The organism is Nocardia sp. CA-107356, assembly GCF_050946365.1.
Taxonomy (GTDB): Bacteria; Actinomycetota; Actinomycetes; order Mycobacteriales; family Mycobacteriaceae; genus Nocardia.
Map to the genome: position 1 here is coordinate 4,861,459 of NZ_CP191992.1, position 15,876 is coordinate 4,877,334.

At 65.9% G+C, this 15,876-nt stretch carries 16 protein-coding genes and 1 pseudogene; 10 read left to right on the forward strand and 7 right to left on the reverse strand.

Annotation, left to right across the window (positions count from 1 at the left end):
• Positions 1-74: 74 nt before the first annotated feature.
• From ACQP1G_RS21945 to ACQP1G_RS21965, 5 genes are all read left to right on the forward strand, one after another.
• Entirely contained in the window at positions 75-671 is a 597-nt protein-coding gene (locus ACQP1G_RS21945; protein ID WP_433207411.1) for a TetR/AcrR family transcriptional regulator, read from the forward strand.
• A gap of 178 nt (positions 672-849) precedes the next feature.
• Complete coding sequence (locus ACQP1G_RS21950) at positions 850-1,161, forward strand: maleylpyruvate isomerase N-terminal domain-containing protein (RefSeq protein WP_433207414.1); 312 nt, start codon at positions 850-852, stop codon at positions 1,159-1,161.
• Positions 1,127-1,861, forward strand: a complete 735-nt coding sequence (locus ACQP1G_RS21955) for a hypothetical protein (protein WP_433207417.1) — start codon at positions 1,127-1,129, stop codon at positions 1,859-1,861. The genes ACQP1G_RS21950 and ACQP1G_RS21955 overlap by 35 nt, the downstream gene beginning before the upstream one ends.
• 262 nt (positions 1,862-2,123) lie before the next feature.
• Entirely contained in the window at positions 2,124-3,506 is a 1,383-nt protein-coding gene (locus tag ACQP1G_RS21960) for an NADP-dependent succinic semialdehyde dehydrogenase (protein ID WP_433208717.1), read from the forward strand.
• 229 nt (positions 3,507-3,735) lie between these two features.
• Positions 3,736-4,569 carry an MBL fold metallo-hydrolase gene (locus tag ACQP1G_RS21965; protein WP_433207420.1) on the forward strand — a complete coding sequence of 278 codons (834 nt, stop codon included), beginning with the start codon at positions 3,736-3,738 and terminating at the stop codon, positions 4,567-4,569.
• A gap of 349 nt (positions 4,570-4,918) precedes the next feature.
• On the opposite strand, the gene ACQP1G_RS21970 is transcribed toward ACQP1G_RS21965, so the two are convergent.
• From ACQP1G_RS21970 to ACQP1G_RS21985, 4 genes and pseudogenes are all read right to left on the reverse strand, one after another.
• The gene (locus tag ACQP1G_RS21970; protein ID WP_433207423.1) at positions 4,919-6,145 is read right to left on the reverse strand and encodes a serine hydrolase domain-containing protein; all 1,227 of its coding nucleotides are present in this window, start codon (positions 6,143-6,145) and stop codon (positions 4,919-4,921) included.
• Between the two features lie 357 nt (positions 6,146-6,502).
• Positions 6,503-7,987: a biotin carboxylase gene (locus ACQP1G_RS21975; RefSeq protein ID WP_433207426.1), complete on the reverse strand. Its 1,485-nt coding sequence runs from the start codon at positions 7,985-7,987 to the stop codon at positions 6,503-6,505.
• 258 nt (positions 7,988-8,245) lie between these two features.
• Positions 8,246-8,448: pseudogene (locus tag ACQP1G_RS21980) on the reverse strand (IS1380 family transposase); the annotation flags it as partial.
• Positions 8,449-8,794: 346 nt separating this feature from the next.
• Positions 8,795-9,826, reverse strand: coding sequence for a helix-turn-helix transcriptional regulator (locus ACQP1G_RS21985; protein ID WP_433207429.1), 1,032 nt, complete (start codon positions 9,824-9,826; stop codon positions 8,795-8,797).
• A gap of 105 nt (positions 9,827-9,931) precedes the next feature.
• Between ACQP1G_RS21985 and ACQP1G_RS21990 the strand changes: the two genes are divergently transcribed.
• Positions 9,932-10,330, forward strand: coding sequence for a VOC family protein (locus ACQP1G_RS21990; RefSeq protein ID WP_433207432.1), 399 nt, complete (start codon positions 9,932-9,934; stop codon positions 10,328-10,330).
• A gap of 35 nt (positions 10,331-10,365) precedes the next feature.
• On the opposite strand, the gene ACQP1G_RS21995 is transcribed toward ACQP1G_RS21990, so the two are convergent.
• On the reverse strand, positions 10,366-10,551 hold the full coding sequence (locus ACQP1G_RS21995) for a hypothetical protein (protein WP_433207435.1): 186 nt from the start codon (positions 10,549-10,551) through the stop codon (positions 10,366-10,368).
• A gap of 260 nt (positions 10,552-10,811) precedes the next feature.
• On the opposite strand from ACQP1G_RS21995, the gene ACQP1G_RS22000 reads away from it, so the two are divergent.
• Together ACQP1G_RS22000 and ACQP1G_RS22005 are read left to right on the forward strand one after the other, a co-directional pair.
• Entirely contained in the window at positions 10,812-11,111 is a 300-nt protein-coding gene (locus tag ACQP1G_RS22000; protein ID WP_433207437.1) for a beta-ketoacyl synthase N-terminal-like domain-containing protein, read from the forward strand.
• Positions 11,111-11,467: a hypothetical protein gene (locus tag ACQP1G_RS22005; RefSeq protein WP_433207440.1), complete on the forward strand. Its 357-nt coding sequence runs from the start codon at positions 11,111-11,113 to the stop codon at positions 11,465-11,467. Before ACQP1G_RS22000 ends, ACQP1G_RS22005 begins: the two co-directional genes overlap by 1 nt.
• A gap of 11 nt (positions 11,468-11,478) precedes the next feature.
• Here ACQP1G_RS22005 and ACQP1G_RS22010 read toward each other — a convergent pair whose 3' ends face one another.
• Positions 11,479-12,003, reverse strand: coding sequence for a hypothetical protein (locus ACQP1G_RS22010; protein WP_433207443.1), 525 nt, complete (start codon positions 12,001-12,003; stop codon positions 11,479-11,481).
• Between the two features lie 312 nt (positions 12,004-12,315).
• Here ACQP1G_RS22010 and ACQP1G_RS22015 point away from each other — a divergent pair, with 312 nt between their 5' ends.
• Entirely contained in the window at positions 12,316-13,941 is a 1,626-nt protein-coding gene (locus ACQP1G_RS22015; protein ID WP_433207446.1) for a serine/threonine-protein kinase, read from the forward strand.
• A gap of 476 nt (positions 13,942-14,417) precedes the next feature.
• Here the strand turns inward: ACQP1G_RS22015 and ACQP1G_RS22020 are convergent, their stop codons facing one another.
• Positions 14,418-14,861 carry a winged helix-turn-helix transcriptional regulator gene (locus ACQP1G_RS22020; protein WP_433207449.1) on the reverse strand — a complete coding sequence of 148 codons (444 nt, stop codon included), beginning with the start codon at positions 14,859-14,861 and terminating at the stop codon, positions 14,418-14,420.
• A 134-nt stretch (positions 14,862-14,995) separates the two neighbouring features.
• On the opposite strand from ACQP1G_RS22020, the gene ACQP1G_RS22025 reads away from it, so the two are divergent.
• Entirely contained in the window at positions 14,996-15,862 is an 867-nt protein-coding gene (locus ACQP1G_RS22025) for an aldo/keto reductase family oxidoreductase (RefSeq protein WP_433207452.1), read from the forward strand.
• The last annotated feature ends 14 nt before the right edge of the window (positions 15,863-15,876 follow it).

Genomic DNA, 15,876 nt, shown 5'->3' on the forward strand with positions numbered 1-15,876 from the left:
GATTGCACTGTGTGACAAGTATGTCACTGAGTGCCAAACAGTGCATCCTGGGCGCAGGCCGGTACGGTGGCGATATGCCGGAAGTCGATGTCGGGGGATTGCACGAGCGGACCAGGAGGGCGGTGCGCGCCGAGATCGCCGCTGTCGCCATGCGCCTGTTCCTGGAGTACGGATTCGCCGCTACGACCATGGACAGGATCGCGAACGAGGTCGGCCTCTCCAGGCGTTCACTGTTCCGCTATTTCGGAACGAAGGAAGACATCGTGTTGGGCGACCACGAAGATCAGGGCCGCCTGCTGCTGGCCGCGCTGGAATCGCGACCGATGAGCGAATCACCGTGGGAGGCATTGCGTTCGGCGTTCGGGGTGTTCGTCGAGCAGTTGGCGTACGCACCCGGCGATCTGCTGGCGCTTACCAGAATGCTGCACGACACACCGTCGCTGCACGCCCGGCAGGCGGAGAAGCAACGTCAGTGGCTCGAACCTTTGACACCCAATATCGCCGCGCGACTTGCCGAGCGGCCCGATGAACTCACCGAATTGCGGGCGCGAGCGATTGTCGCGGCCGCGCTTTCCTGTTCGGAGCTCGCCATGCACGCCTGGGCGCGCAGCAATGGCGAAGCGGATATGGCGGAACTGTTCGACGCCGCCGTCGCCGCGGTCCGTGCCTGAGGCTGGTGGCTCGTGGTGCCGCCAGTGTTTGCGGAGACCGATGAGTTCAGGCGGGCATTGTCGTCACTAGAGATCGGAACAATGAACCGCTTCACTGCCCCGCTCGCACGGGCAGGCTGCGCTGAACTTGGAGGCTTGTCGAGAGTCGAACGTTACTTCTCGCGACGAGTTGTGGGCGATGGTCCACGCCGAACGCGCGGTGTTGGCCGATGATCTCGCCGGTCTGACCGATATGGGGTGGGCTCAGCAGTCACTGTGCTGTGCCTGGACAGTGGCAGAGGTCGTCGCCCACCTGACCGCAGGTGCGAGTAACAGCCGATTTCGCTGGCTGCTCAGCGTCATCCGCGTCTGCTTCGACTTCGACAGACGCAATGCCCGGCAACTCTGCGCCCATCGCGGCGCAAACCCCGCGGAAACCCCTAGGCTGACATCGAAGGCGAATCAGGAGAACAACATTGGCGAAGCTACACCGGCCCGGCCACCCCGATGACCTGCCGGATGCGCGACTGCTGTGGGCGCGGTGGGCGGCCGTCGCGGTCGCGACCTACGACCGCGACGAGGAGCGCGAGCCGCAGCACCATCGTTCGGGATACTGGATCGACGACGACGGCCTGCACTGGGACGACTGCGGTTGCACCTGGTGGGTGCTGAAGTGGTTCGACGAGGGCCGTGCGGTGCTCGTCGGGGAGGATGAATCGAGCAAGGTCAAAGGGTACGAGCCCGCGATCGACCTGCTGGCCGGTGCACCGGAATGGTTGCCGCGGCAGTACCTGCGGGGCCTGATCGATGCCTACATGGTCGGCTGTGTCTACTGGTACGACGAGGGGGCCTGGCACCGGGTGCCCTACCCGGACGATCTGGCCGACGATGGACTCGACTGCGGCATCTCGGCTTTGACGACACGGGCGGACGCGGTCGGCGAGATCGCCGAACGGTTGGAGTTCGACGCCACTGACGCCGGTATGCCGGAGCTGTGTGACCAACTGCTCGACGACGCCGAGCGTGGCGCTCTCACCGAGAACGTGCTTGGATCCTTCGCCGAGGCGATGGTGCGGTTGCAGGCGCAGCATTACCCCGACGACGATCCCCAACCGCGCACCGACAACGACCTCGCCGCCATGTTCACACTGGCCAGGCGCGCCGGTCTCGACACTGCCAGCTGGACCGGCACGCTCGGCGTCCGCAGCTGAGCTGGACGGCGCCACGGAGGCGGAGCTGTGCCGTCGACCGGACTGAGCAGCGGGCGATTTCCCCTGGCTCGATGCCCGTGCGCGCCACCGGTTATCGGTGACGGTGGGGGCCCGCGAGATGCGGCAAGCTGTTACCACAGGTTGCCGCGGTGACCGCACGCGCCTGCCCCGACCCTCCACGCCACGGACGTCCAACAGCGCTGGTACGACAGCACATAAATGGGTGAATTGCTGGCGATATGCTGCGGTCTTACTGTGGATTATGGCTATTACAACGACGAATCCTGTGACGGGTGAGGTTCTCAGGAGGTTCGACGAACTAACTCCTGAGGAACTGGAAGACAAGCTCGCCCGGGCGGCGGCAGCGGCCGCCTCGTACCGGCTGACGAGCGTCGAGGAGCGGGTGGGGTGGCTGCAGCATGCGGCCGACCTTCTGGAAAAGGAGGTTGAAAGCGTCAGCAAGATGATCACCATGGAGATGGGCAAGACCATCCGGGCGGCCGAGCAGGAAGTGGTCAAGTGCGTGCACGGGCTGCGTTTCTACGCCGCCGAGGGTCCTGCGTTCCTTCGGGATTTGGACGGTGACGGCGGGCGCGTAGGGGCGAAGCGGACGTTCGTGACGTATCAGCCGATCGGTGTGGTGCTCGCGGTGATGCCGTGGAATCTGCCGTTGTGGCAGGCCATGCGGTTCGCTGCGCCCGCGTTGATGGCCGGTAACGCGGGTCTGCTCAAACACGCCTCGAACGTGCCGCAATGCGCCTCGTACCTCGAAGAGCTCTTTCGTGGCGCGGGCTTCCCGGACGACGTGTTCCAGACCCTGCTGATCTCCTCGGGGAGAGTGGAGCGGGTGCTGCGCGACCCACGGGTGGCGGCGGCGACACTGACGGGCAGTGAACCGGCGGGGCGGTCGGTGGCCGCCATCGCCGGAGACGAGGTCAAGAAGGTGGTCCTCGAACTCGGCGGCTCCGACGCGTTCATCGTCATGCCGTCGACGAACCTGGAGCTGGCCACCGATGTCGCGGTCAAGGCACGGTGCCTGAACAACGGGCAGTCCTGCATCAACGGCAAGCGGTTCTTCGTCCACCAGGACATCGGTGACGCGTTCATCGAGATGTTCGTGACGAAGATGGGCGCGCTCGTGGTGGGCGACCCGATGGACGAGGGCACCGACGTCGGTCCGCTTGCCACCGAGTCCGGCCGGCGGGAGGTGGAGTCCTACGTCGACGACGCTGTCGGCAAGGGCGCGACGGTGCTGTTGGGCGGCGAACGCCCGGACGGGCCCGGCTGGTTCTACCCGCCCACCGTGCTGACCGGCGTCACGCCGGAGATGCGGATGTACCACGAGGAGGTCTTCGGCCCGGTGGCGCAGGTGTGGACGGTCTCTTCTATGGAGGATGCCTTGCGGGAGGCCAACGGGCACCCCTACGGACTCGGGGCGAATTTGTGGAGCGAGGACGAGGCCGAACGCGAGCTGTTCGTCCGCGACGTGCAGTCGGGCATGGCCTTTATCAACGGCAATACGACCAGTTACCCCGAGATCCCCTTCGGCGGCGTCAAACGCAGTGGCTACGGGCGCGAGCTGTCCGACCTCGGTATGCGGGAGTTCATGAACGCCAAGACCGTTTGGATCGGCCAGGATGCATAGGCTTTGCCGCCGCGGACTCCAATCCGCAGCCCGGACACGGGGCCTGGCTGTCAGGGGTACGCGCCCGAATTACGATCCGCCCGCCCCGCTCGGCAACATCCGCCACCGCCAGCGGCATCAATTCGAAAACGCCACGGTGGCAGGCTTTTTCACTTTATAGCCATCGTCGTGTGAAAGTGCACGTCTTCGTACTGCTATCGGCCCGATGCGGTCTCGATCGGAAGGAACAATGACGATGTCGCTTGCTCTGAGTCTCAACGTGTTCACCTCCCCGGAGAAGGAGATGGTGGCCGAGCGAGTGCGGCCGTTCGGGCCACCACCAGCTTTCGACCCTGCTACCTCGACGCTGATCTTCGGCGAGCACGACGCCGTCCTCGTCGACACCCAAACGACTATCGCCGAGGCCGAAGCACTAGGCGATTGGATTGCGTTGCATCACCGCAACCTCACCACCATCTACATCACCCACGGCCACTTCGATCACTTCGCCGGACTCAGCGTGCTATTGCAGCGATTCCCGGATGCGCGTGCAATCGCGACACCGAAATCGGTGGAGTTAATGCAGGCGCAGTCACAGATAATGCCGTTGTTCCGCAAGCTGTTCCCCGGGCAATTGCCCACTGGCATCGTGCTACCTGAGGCTTACGGTGAGGAGACTTTCACCTTGGAGGGGCACGAACTGCACATCCTCGAGCAGGGGCGCACCGATGCGGTCGATACGACGTCGCTCTACGTGCCCTCGATCGACCTCGTCGTCGCCGGGGACGTGGTGTACAACCAATGCCACATGTACGTCGGCGAGACCACGGCAGCGAGCCGTGCCAACTGGATCTCTGCGCTGGACCGGTTGGCAGCGCTGAAGCCGAAGACGGTCGTGGCCGGCCACAAGAAGCCTGGTGCGCCCGACGTGCCGGAGACCATCAACGACACCAGGCGCTACCTCACCGATTTCAGCCGCCTTCAGGAATCGACCGGCAATGATCGCGAGCTCTACGATGCGATGACTGATCTGTATCCCGACTGGGTCTGCCATCAAGCTTGGCTGATGTTCGGCTTTCAGTAACAACGCGAACTGAGGTTCCCCCGCTTACTCGGCGGGGCGCAGCAACGTTCACCGCGCGGCGACCGTAACCACGTCGACTCCTGACCGATGAGCCGATCGATATGGCCGGCAATCCAAGACCCGGCAGGCCGAGGAGAAGCGAAAAGCGTTCCGCCGCACCGTCAAATGACGAACGGGCAGCGACCGACGAATCAGCACCCTCAGCAGCAGCCGCATCCACAGCATCGACGGTGCGAGAATCTGGACCGGACACGGCATCTTCGCCCACAACCTGGCCAAGATCACCGCTCTGGCGGCGTGACCGCCACCGAAACCGCACCCGACCACAAGAACCCGCGAACCAGCCGCCCTACCGCCGATCCGAGCTTTTCAGGGCGAAGTAACTAGTGGTTCCAGCCAGTTCGTGTGCCACAGCATCGAAGGCGCGCAGCGTGTCCAACAGCATCTGCGGGTCCTGAGAGTCCGGCTGGGCGGATAGCTTGGCGGCGACCATCTCCGCGGCGCGGTTGATGTAGATCATCTGACCACACATGCCCTGGCACAACACGACGTTGCTGCCGGGGTAGGGAAACCACACTTGGTTGCGGTACATTCCGCCGGGCATTCGGTTGTCGTCGGGGCTGGCGGCGAACGCCTGACGCGAGTCGGGCCCGCCGTCGAGAGTGTCGGCGATCCATGCCGGCGGCACCACTTGCTGGCCGGTCAGCGATACACCGTCGTGCAAGAACAGCGACCCGAACCGGATTGTGTCGGTAAGGCAGGCGTTGATGCCGCCGTCGAAAATTCCGGTGCCGACCGTGTCTACGGCGATGGTGGCGTCGCATTGGGCGCCGATGCGGCTCCACAGCAGTTCCGACATCAGTTCGGGCATCCGCTGGCCGCCGGCGATCTCGCAGATCCAGCCGAGTACGTCGGTTTCACACGAGCGATATTCGAACGGGCCGCCGTGAGCCGACTTCTGCCGCAAGGTCAGCAGGAAGTCACGCAGCGTGGCGGGAATGTCCGAACTGCTCTTGGGCGCCCACCCGATCGCCTGCTCGAGGACGTGTATCTCCGCGGCCGGGTCGAGGTAATTTTCTGAGAAGGCGATACCCGACCTCATGTCCAGCAGATGGCGCACCGTCGCACCGGCGTAGCCGCAGTTTCCCAAGGTGGGAACGTATGCCGTGACCGGCGCGTCGAGCTCGATCGCACCGGCCCCGTGCAGCGCGCCGACCACGGCTGCCACCAGCGACTTGCTCACCGAGAACAGCAGGTGCCGGGTCTGGGCCCCCAAACCGTCGAGGTACTCCTCGACCACCATCGAACCGCGGTAGGCGACGGCCCACCCGTCGGTAGCGGTGGTGGCCATCACCGCGCCAACGGTGGTCGCCGCCCCATCAATGCTGGTCACCTGGATCTCGGCCATCGGGGCACAGGCTGCGGGCAACGCCGCGGTTGGCCCGGTCCCGCGCGAGATTATCGCGGTCGGCACGAAGTCTTCGACGTGCTGGAATGACCACTGCGAATGTGGCGACGACAGCCAGTTGTCCAGTGAGATACCGGCTGAGACGCGACCTGGTTCGCCGCCGATCATGCGCGCGGCTTCACGGGATCGCCGGGTGGTCGGATGACCAAGGGTGCGCTGATTCCAGCGGGGGGCAATGCGGATAGGAGATCGTCTCGGCCGAAGTCTGCGGCGAGCTGCACGAGATCGGGTAGCCCAGGTGCGATTGTGTTGGCGGTCTCGGTTGGCTGCACAAGAACCGAGGCGAAGCTGAGGCGACGGTTTCGGCCAGCAATAGTCGACGACACCGTCGGCGAGGCGGTAGACGGCGAAGTACGCCGTCCCATGCCCTGCGCGGTAGCGGGTATGGCGCAGCTGTGGACGCGGGAACGCCGGGATCGGGGGCTCGCACTCGATGGTTTGTCGAGCAGTTCGTGCGGCCGATGCTCATGCTCGTGCGACCAGTCGCGAGACGATCGGCGTGGCCGGCGCCAGGGGTGTCGAGGCGAACTGCGCCTTGATGCCCTCGACCCAGCCCCGGCAGCGCTCGGTGAGCTGGTAGTCGTTGGTCTGCAGGTGCTCGCGGGTGACGAGCACGCCGAGTTGGGCGCCCTCGCAGCGTAAGTCGCCAGGCGCCGCGATACGCATGTAGAAGGCCTCGGACTCGTCGATCAGCGAGTCCCAGTCGCTGTCAGAGCGCGCAAACGAGATACGCCGGTCGTCGTCGAGGTGCCACACACCGGTGCGTGGGGTCGCGGTGAAGAGCTCGAGATCCGGCGAGGTCTCCGTGATTATAAGCTGACCCCAGACCTCGTCCTCGCCGTAGCCCCGCTCCCAGCGCGAGTTGATCTCCTCGACGTCGAGCTCGTACTCCACGTCCATGTACTCGAGCAGGTGGAAGAGGAACAGCGGCACGTCGGCGAAGGCCTCGGTGGTCACGTTCGTCATCGAGCTTGCGCCGCTGAGGCGCGGGTTCACCTCGCCGAGGTAGAGCTCGTCGGAGTCCAGATCGTGCAACAGGTCCACCTCGAAGTAGCCGCGGTGTCCCTCGCGGTGCAGGACGTCGCCCAGCTTTCGTACCATCTCTCGCGCGGCGTGCGTCTGCGCGGGCGGCAGCACATCGCGCCAGATGTCGTTGCCGCACCAGCCGCCCTTGCGCGGAGTCAGCTCTGGGTAACCGACCAGACTCGTCATCGCGGGGCCGATCACGGTGCCGTGGCGGGTCACAGTGCCCTCGATGCACACCTCGACATTGCGGATGCGCTTCATGACTTTGACTTCCTGCTGCCCCACCAGGTCACCGGCGCAATGGTCCCAGTCGCGCTGACCGCGCACAAAGAACGTCGCCGTACCGGCGTCGCCATAAGCGGCCTCGACGACGAGGTCATCTCCCAGCCCGCCGCCGTCCGCGAGCGCCAGCAGCTCGTCATAGGAGCCGACCCGCCCCATCACGTGCGGCACGCTCGGTACGCCCGCCTCGTCGGCCAGGCGCGTCATGATGATCTTGGAGCCCAGGCGATGGCGCAGCTCCGCCGACGGGTGCATGACCTCGAGCCCCGCCTGGTGCGCGAGGGCCTGGGTCTCCTCGTCGAGCATCACAAAGCAGGCCTTGCCACCGGGCCCTCGGTGCGCGATGAACTCGAGAGTCTCGGGATCACCCAGGAGGTGGTTGCACACATCTCCCATGGACCCGAAATCCCTGCGATCGCGCCGCCGCGGCACGAACACGCGCGGATGTACGCCCTCGAAAGAGTCGAAGTACGTCAAATAGAAGAAGTTCCGTACCCAGCGGTCGATGCCCAGCAGGTTGAATGGGGTCGGCGAGATGAAGTACAGCGGCACGGCGTTGGTGTGAAAGAACGCGCGTACGTCCGAGATACCGTTCAGCGGGCGGCGCGGCGCGGGCTCCGGCCCACCGGCGGGCACGATCACGCCAGCCGCGGTGACGTCGACGCCTGGGTCCGGCGCAAGGACCGCGGCGGGGACAGGGGCGCTGCGGTCAGCGCGACGGCGATGAACTCAGATACCTCCATGCCACAAGTGTGCACCTGCCCATGGTCGTGTGGAAGCGTGCAGTGCGTCAACGTCGGCCTCGTACTTCGTGCTGACACCAACAACTGGAGCATCCCAGGTTTGGTTATGTGTGAAGCAGCATTTGCTGACATACCCTGTCGGGGAAACTGCGCACTTCCAGGGCCAATGGCTGGGCAGGTGCAGGGTGGGCCGGCGTTGCGGGCGGGCCAGTCGGGCCGCGATGTTGACGATCTTGCGACGCAGGGTGGCGCCGCGTGCGCGGCCGTAGGGGCCGCCGGGGAGGATGCCGGCGGCGCGCAGCAGGTTGTGGCGATCGCGGCGTACCGGACCCAGGCGGAATTGGCGCCGAAGCGTCCCGTACCTCGACCACGCCGGGATCCTCGCGCACAATGCCGAACTCCAGCGGCCGCTGGCCGACTACTTCCGGCAGAACTTCTGGGTCACGGGCAGCGGCACCGTCAGTGAGCGCTACCTGAGGTGGACCGCCGAGGTCGTCGGCACCGGACGCATGCTGTACTCCACCGACTACCCCTACACCTTCGGCACTCGGCCGGGCGGGTTCCCCTATCTCGACACCAGCGGCGGCGTGGCGCTCGTTCCTGGAAAGGGCGCCGTTGACCGATGCCGAGAAGGCTGCCATCGGCTCGGGCAACTGGGAACGATCGACCAGCGGCGCCTACGCGGCGGTCTGATGGAACTCGGCGGTCAATCGCGAACGTTCGGTCGAGAACCGGCTCCCGGCTTGCCGGGGTCGGGTCGGCCGGTCGCCGCGAACAGCCGCCGAGCCAGTGCATGCACGGAATCGTTGAGCGCGTTGGGGTATTCGATGATGAAGCGGCGATCCAGCCCGGCCAGCAGGGCGGGGATCCAGTCGAGCCGTTCGGCGCGGATTCGTACCCGCACCCATGGTTCGGTGTCGGATTCCGTTGTGCTGGGGGTGATTGCGTCGATGGTCGCGATCGCGGCGGGCAAGTGCGGGCGGACCTCGGCGACGGTGCCCTGGACGCGGACCGAGATCTCATGGCGGTAGGGCATCCGGGCCAGTGTGGACAGGAGATGTGCCGCCGGTTCGAATCCTTCGGGCAGTGCGAACGCACCGGAAGACGTTGTGGCTCCGGCGATTCGGTCCAGCCGGAACGAGCGTGTCTCGCCGCTGGCCGAGTCCGCCCCGGTCACGTACCACCGGCCCGCGTGCGCCACGATGCCGTACGGATGCACGATCCGGTCACTGCGTCGCCCGTTCCGGTCGGCGTAGCCGATCGCGACGGGCCGGTGGTCGCGAACGGCTTCGGCCAGCAATAGCAGCACCTCTGTCTGTGGCGTCGTGGCGGGGCGAGGCTCGGCGGTGAAGTCGATGGCGTGCAACAGTGCGTCCAATCGGGCGGCCAGGGTCTTGGGCAGGACCCGGCGCAGCTTGGCCGCGGCGCTGTCGGCCGCGTGCGCGGAGGTGCTTGCCCATCCGGCCCGGCGGGCAGTGACCAGGCCGAGCAGCACGGCCAGCGCTTCCTCGTCGGTCAGCATCAACGGCGGCATCCGGTATCCCGGAGCGAGCCGGTAGCCGCCGTAGCGGCCGCGCACCGAATCGACCGGAATGCCCAGGTCCATGAGATGGGCGACGTATCTGCGAACCGTGCGCTCGTCGACGCCGAGGCGTTCGGCGAGTTCGCCGACCGTGTGGGTGCCGCCGGTCTGCATGATCTCGAGCAGGCCGAGCACCCGGGCGGTAGGACGCGTCACATCGAAAACTCTTCCACAAATACCGGGCGGATAGTGTCCGGTATTGGCCCTAACGTGGCGGATGTCGGCGGGATCCGCCCGCCGCGCACCGCGAAGGAGCACGCCATGAATCTCGTTTCGATTCGTCTGATCACCGCCGACATCCAGCACCTTGTCGGGTTCTACGAGCAGGTGACCGGAGTGGAAGCAGCCTGGGCAACACCGGATTTCGCCGAACTCACCACCTCGGCGGGCACCCTGGCCATCGGCAGCACTCGAACCGTGGCCCTGTTCGGGGCGGGCAGCGCGCGCCCGGCCGACAATCACACCGCGATCATCGAGTTCCAGGTCGCCGACGTGGACGCCGACTATCGCCGGCTACGCAATACCGTCGCCGACTTCGTCAACGAGCCGACGACCATGCCGTGGGGCAATCGCTCGCTGCTGTTCTGCGATCCCGACGGCAACATGATCAACCTGTTCACGCCGGTAACCGCGTCGGCCATAGCCAAGTTCGCCCGCTGATGCGGGGCGTCCTGATCACGGTGTGCGCCAACGGCCTACGAGAGTGCGGCGGTTGCGGCCCGTAGCTCGACGAATGCGGCCCGCCCGAACTCGGTGAGCGGCTGCGGTTCGGTCGCATCGGTCCATTGCTCGAAGCTGCGGTCGAAGGCGCGGATGCCGAGTTCGGCAGCCAGGCTCGCGGTCGGATCCGGCACGCCGCGCCGGTGCAGCGCCTCGGTCATGGCCGCGGCCGAACGGGTGCGCTTGAACGCGGCGCGCTCCTGTAACTCGCTGTCGGCGGCGATGACCGTGCGGACCTGAGCCCCGAGTTCCCGGCGGTCCTCGGTGAAGGTGGCGGCCAGGGCGTCGAGTGCCGCGCCGCCCTGCCACGCCCCGGGGACGAGAACGAAGGCCCTCAGCTCCTCCGACCTGCTACGACAGGCCGAAAACGAAGGTCTCTCACCTCCATTCGAAACACAGCGCCTCAGGGCGCAAACTGAAAGTGCGCCTCGGCTTGGCGTTGCGCGAGAAGCGGTCCGCCGAACTCTGGTGGCGCGAAACCGGTGGGAAGACTGGGGATGGGCTCGATCCCGATCGACTCGACTTCTCGGCGGCCTTGCGGGACCTTCCCCAGGTCGGACGGGTGCACACCGTTGCCTGTGCCTGTGCGGCGTCGCTGTATGCGTTGGGAATGGCGACCGACATGATCGAACTGGGCCTCGCCGAGACCGTGGTGGTCGCGGGCACCGACTCGATCAGCAAGCTCGCGCGAAACCGGCTCCGGGCGATCGGAGCGAACTGATGCCGTGGGATGTCACCGGGATGGCGGCTGTCGCGTCCATCGGGGAGACGCCCGACGCGATCTTCGACTCGCTGTGCGCACGGCGGAGCGGAATCTCGAAGCTGCGCGCGTTCGACGCGGCGAAATATCGGACATGCCACGCGTACGAGGTCGACGACCGCACGGCAGAGGGCGACCGGCAGTTCCGCGCTACCGAATGGCTTCGCGCCGCGGTCGAGGCGGCGCTGGCCGACGCGGGCCTCGGGGCGGCTGCCGAGCGGTATCCGGTGGTGGTCGGAACCACCCAGCGGGAGCAGCTGACCGCGCTGATCGGACCGGTCAGTCGAAGCGGAACTCGCGAAGGCTGCCGACACTGATCGTGGAATGACTACGGCATGGCCGACGACGATGTACCCAGGGTCCTTCGCGCCATGCAGGCGGAAGCCGTCGAGATGAACCGCTGGATGCCGAGTTCGAGATCGTGATCGCTGAAAGGTCCGACGGTGAGAGCACCACGGTCGCCGGGAAAGGCACCGGTCATCGCCGCGCCCCGGACCTTCTCGACCGCGACTCCACCGCGTCCGAACCGAATCGCAAGTGGGTCACCGACTTTACTTAATGGGCCCACCTGCAGCAGTTTCGCCGGCACATCGATCACCGGTTCGCCGTCGTGGACCAGCCTGTGGGCGATGTGGCGGCCGATGCCGTCGCAGCCCTCCACCGCCCATACGCGATCGGCGAATCGGCGTGCGGCATTGAGCATTTCGGCGTAACCGGCCTTGTCGGTGCCGTACCGGCCCAGGGCCAGTACCTTCCCTGGGGCATCGATGATCTCGATGGTGGCTGAGCGTTCCGATGATGACCGCCACCGGCGTTCTCCCTGGCTAGCGAATGTTTTCGGCGCGGGAGTCACCGCTACTTCGAGCTGGGCAACCCCTTTCCAGCCACTCCCGGCAGGACGCCCGGCAAGACGCAAGCCAGAAGAGAGCCACACCAATCATGATGGTGGGCAGCCGATGTAAGGGAGTGTCTCACCGGGCACCTGGACCAGAGCTTGGCCGAGCACCGGTCCTACCGCCAGTCTTAAGTAGCCGATGAGCTGACGTTCGTGGGGATGTTCGAGCCTCGATAGCGGGTGCGTCGAACTCCTTTCTCTCGATGTTGGCAGTGCTTCTCTATGCTGACATCGGGCATCGCTTGCTGCAGAACGCTGAAAGGGGGGTTCGTGGCTCATCCCGGCATCGGCGCAACGTTCGCGGACCATGTCATTGAAGGTGTACTCGGCCAAGGCGGCATGGGCACGGTCTATCTTGCTCGCCACCCTCGCCTGCCCAGATCGGTGGCCCTGAAGCTGCTCAACCGTGAGGTCTCCAGCGACGCGGAGCTGCGTCGGCGATTCGAGCGGGAAGCCAGCGTTGTGGCACGGCTCGAGCACCCCAATATCGTGGGAATCTACGATCGTGGCACTCACGATGATCATCTGTGGATCGCCATGCAGTACATCCAGGGATCCGACGCCGGTCGCCTGGACTGCCGAACTGTCACCGGCGACCGGGCAGCACGGATCATCACCGACGTCGCCGCGGCCCTGGACCATGCCCACGCCCACGGTGTGCTGCACCGCGACATCAAACCGGCCAACATCCTGCTCGCCGCCCCCGATGCCGGCCGCGGAGAACGCGCCGTGCTCACCGACTTCGGCATCGCACGGCTGCAGGACGCGACCACCAAGGTCACCTCGACCGGGACCTTCGTCGCGACGATCGCCTACGCCGCACCCGAACAGCTGACCGGCCAGCCCCTCGACGGCCGCGCCGATCAGTACTCACTGGCATGCACCCTGTTCAGCATGCTCGCCGGGCGGTCGCCCTTCGCCGCCGACCACCCCGGGCAGGTCGTGGCCGGGCACCTGAGCTCACCGGTGCCGTCACTGGTGCGACTTCGGCCGGATCTCCCCGTGCAACTGGACGCAGTCCTCGCTCGCGGTATGGCCAAGGAGCGTGGCCAACGATTCGACAGCTGCGGCGAATTCGCCGCGGCGATCGCCGACGCGGTCCGATATCCGGCTGAGCCGACCACCGGGCCCGACGCATCGACTGTGGCCGCCGAGACGGTAGGAGTGAGTTCATCCCAGCGGGCAACGATCGTCCAGCACTGGGCACATCCCGCCACGGCGGCAACACCGGCGGCGCCCGACGGCCAACAGTTTTCGATGCCGGGCCGCCAGGTGCGACCGCCTGCACGCACCAAGACCGGAGTCATCGCCGCGGCTGCCGTGCTCGTAGTAGTGGTTGTGGCAGCCGCAACGGCCGGGGCGCTGGTCTGGGTAGGCCGGGACGCCCATAGTTCGGCGTCGGCGGAACCACCTTCGCCACCTTCGAAAACAGTGTTGTCCTCACCGTGGCCAGAAGCACATCAGGTAATTGCGGACACGTTCCCGAAACTGGTCTCGAGCAGGAAGGGCTCGTCGGATTCCTGGCGAGGGGCCCTGTGCCTCCCCTGGCCCAGTCAAGGCGGCGTGTCTGTGCCGGAGATCAATTGCTCGCCGCCGGGTTCAACCTCCAGCCAGGGAGACCATATGTACGCGGTGATGGATTTCGGAACCACCGAGGCCGCCAAGGAGTGGATCGACAAGGGAACGAGTAGCGACCACGGTCCGGTCAGACGGCTCGCGCACTCTGGGTGCGTCGCGGATCCGCTGGTCTTTCTCCCTCAACTCGATGGCAGTGCGGAGATAGCGTTCCCGGATGACCCCAGCAGGTCGAGGTTTGTGGTGACTGTGAGTCCGGTCGCGGGTTCGATCGCGGATGTCCCGTCGAACTGGTTCCCATCAGCACCCGTGTGCGGATGAGTCGACACTGTTGCGCGGCCGCACACCGGTGTTGGCTCCCGCGGATGCTGGTCAACGAGGCAGCAGGTCGGCTCGGAAATCTCACGCAATCCGTTGATGCCCCTCGCGGGCGTTGTCCGAATGCGCGGCAGTAGCCGCTGATCGAGCAGTCACGCGGCTCGAGAGCTCGACGCCGCCCGCGCGGCCAACCGCGAGCTGTTCGCCAACATGAACAGACGCGGCTGAGCACGCCGACGAGGTAGACAGCCCGCTGCTGCGACTGGTTCGGATCGCGCGCAGCGGCAATATAGGACGTTTGCGCCAGCTGCCCGGCAGACCTGGGAGCGTGGTCGACCGCGCGCGCGGGTTTCGGCATGAGAGCTCGCTGCCCAGTTGTCCTACTTACGTGCGCACTGACGTCACTCGTGACCTCAACCGCGGCGAGTTGGGCGACGGGCAATGGGAGAGGGACTGATGCGAGGCCTCCGCTTCGTGGTTCAAGCGACAGGGGTGTCGTGTGCCGCGCGGTTGGCAAGCACCTCGTCCATGTGTATCTCGGCCCAGGTCTTGAGACCGCCCATCAATTGGTACAGCGACAGACCGAGGTCGGTCAGCTCGTAGGAGACTGTGACCGGAACAGTCGGCGTCGCGGTACGGGTGACCAAACCGTCCCGCTCCAAGGAGCGCAGTGTCTGAGTGAGCATCTTCTGGCTGACGCCGGCCAGCAGGCGCGCCAGCTCCGAGTAGCGCATCGACCGAGGCTCACCAGCACAGCCGGTGCCCGGCTCATGCGAGCCGTCGCTACCCAGCGCAGCGAGGATCAGCGTGACCCATTTGTCGGAGATCCGGTCGAGCAGCTTGCGACTGGGACACACCGCCAGGAAAGCGTCATATTCCGCCTTGGCCTGTTCTCTCTTTTGGGCTGCCGTCATCGTTGCCATCGCCGCTCCTCTCACCCGTGGGTGCCTTACGCACTCTGAGGTGCCTACTTCCCACCATGATGCTACTTACCCAACACTATGCAAGGAGCCGACAGGCACCACCTCCAGATCAACATGAAAGGCAGAGTTTGAGCATGCTCTCCGCCTCGCTCCCCGGCGGCACCTGGCCCCTGGGCGACCTGACCGTCACCCGCTTCGGCTACGGCGCCATGCAGCTCGCCGGCCCCGGGGTCATGGGTCCGCCCGCCGATCACGACGGCGCACTCACCCTTCTCCGCGAGGTCATCGATCTCGGTATCACCCACATAGACACCGCCGACGCCTACGGACCGCGCGTCACCAACCAGCTGATCCGCGAAGCACTGCACCCCTATCCCGAAGCGCTGCACATCGTGACCAAGGTCGGCGCGACCCGCGACCAGCAGGGCGGCTGGCCCCCGGCCCGGCAACCCGACGATCTGCGCCGGGCCGTCCACGAGAACCTGGAAACACTCGGCCTCGAAGCGCTCGACCTGGTCAACCTCCGGCTCGGCAACGCCGAAGGACCCCAACCCGAATCAGTCGCCGAGGCGTTCGAGACACTCGTCGAACTCCAGCAACAGGGCCTGATCCGGCACCTCGGAGTAAGCAACGCGACAGCCGACCAGATCGCCGAGGCACAGGCGATCGCGCCGATCGTATGCGTGCAGAACATGTACAACCTCGCCTACCGCCAGGACGACGAGCTGATCGACATGCTTGCCGAACAGGGCATCGCCTACGTGCCCTTCTTCCCGCTCGGCGGCTTCAGCCCACTGCAGTCCGCGGCGCTGTCGACCGTAGCCTCCCGATTGGACGCGACGCCGATGTCGGTCGCCCTGGCCTGGCTGCTGCAGCGGTCACCGAACATCCTGCTGATCCCCGGCACGTCCTCGACGACCCACCTGCGCGAGAACCTCGCTGGCGCGGGACTGTCGCTCTCCGACAAGGAACTCGACGAACTGGACAAGATCAGTCACTAGACTCTGATCGTCTT

What these genes read in the sequence shown, in the direction of transcription:
- ACQP1G_RS21950 (WP_433207414.1), top strand. Translation starts at nt 850, where the DNA reads ATGGTCCACGCCGAACGCGCGGTGTTGGCCGATGATCTCGCCGGTCTG.
- ACQP1G_RS21990 (WP_433207432.1), top strand. Translation starts at nt 9,932, where the DNA reads ATGAATCTCGTTTCGATTCGTCTGATCACCGCCGACATCCAGCACCTT.
- ACQP1G_RS21965 (WP_433207420.1), top strand. Translation starts at nt 3,736, where the DNA reads ATGACGATGTCGCTTGCTCTGAGTCTCAACGTGTTCACCTCCCCGGAG.
- ACQP1G_RS21970 (WP_433207423.1), bottom strand. Translation starts at nt 6,145, where the DNA reads ATGATCGGCGGCGAACCAGGTCGCGTCTCAGCCGGTATCTCACTGGAC.
- ACQP1G_RS21995 (WP_433207435.1), bottom strand. Translation starts at nt 10,551, where the DNA reads ATGACCGAGGCGCTGCACCGGCGCGGCGTGCCGGATCCGACCGCGAGC.
- ACQP1G_RS22005 (WP_433207440.1), top strand. Translation starts at nt 11,111, where the DNA reads ATGCCGTGGGATGTCACCGGGATGGCGGCTGTCGCGTCCATCGGGGAG.
- ACQP1G_RS22020 (WP_433207449.1), bottom strand. Translation starts at nt 14,861, where the DNA reads ATGGCAACGATGACGGCAGCCCAAAAGAGAGAACAGGCCAAGGCGGAA.
- ACQP1G_RS22025 (WP_433207452.1), top strand. Translation starts at nt 14,996, where the DNA reads ATGCTCTCCGCCTCGCTCCCCGGCGGCACCTGGCCCCTGGGCGACCTG.
- ACQP1G_RS21960 (WP_433208717.1), top strand. Translation starts at nt 2,124, where the DNA reads ATGGCTATTACAACGACGAATCCTGTGACGGGTGAGGTTCTCAGGAGG.
- ACQP1G_RS21945 (WP_433207411.1), top strand. Translation starts at nt 75, where the DNA reads ATGCCGGAAGTCGATGTCGGGGGATTGCACGAGCGGACCAGGAGGGCG.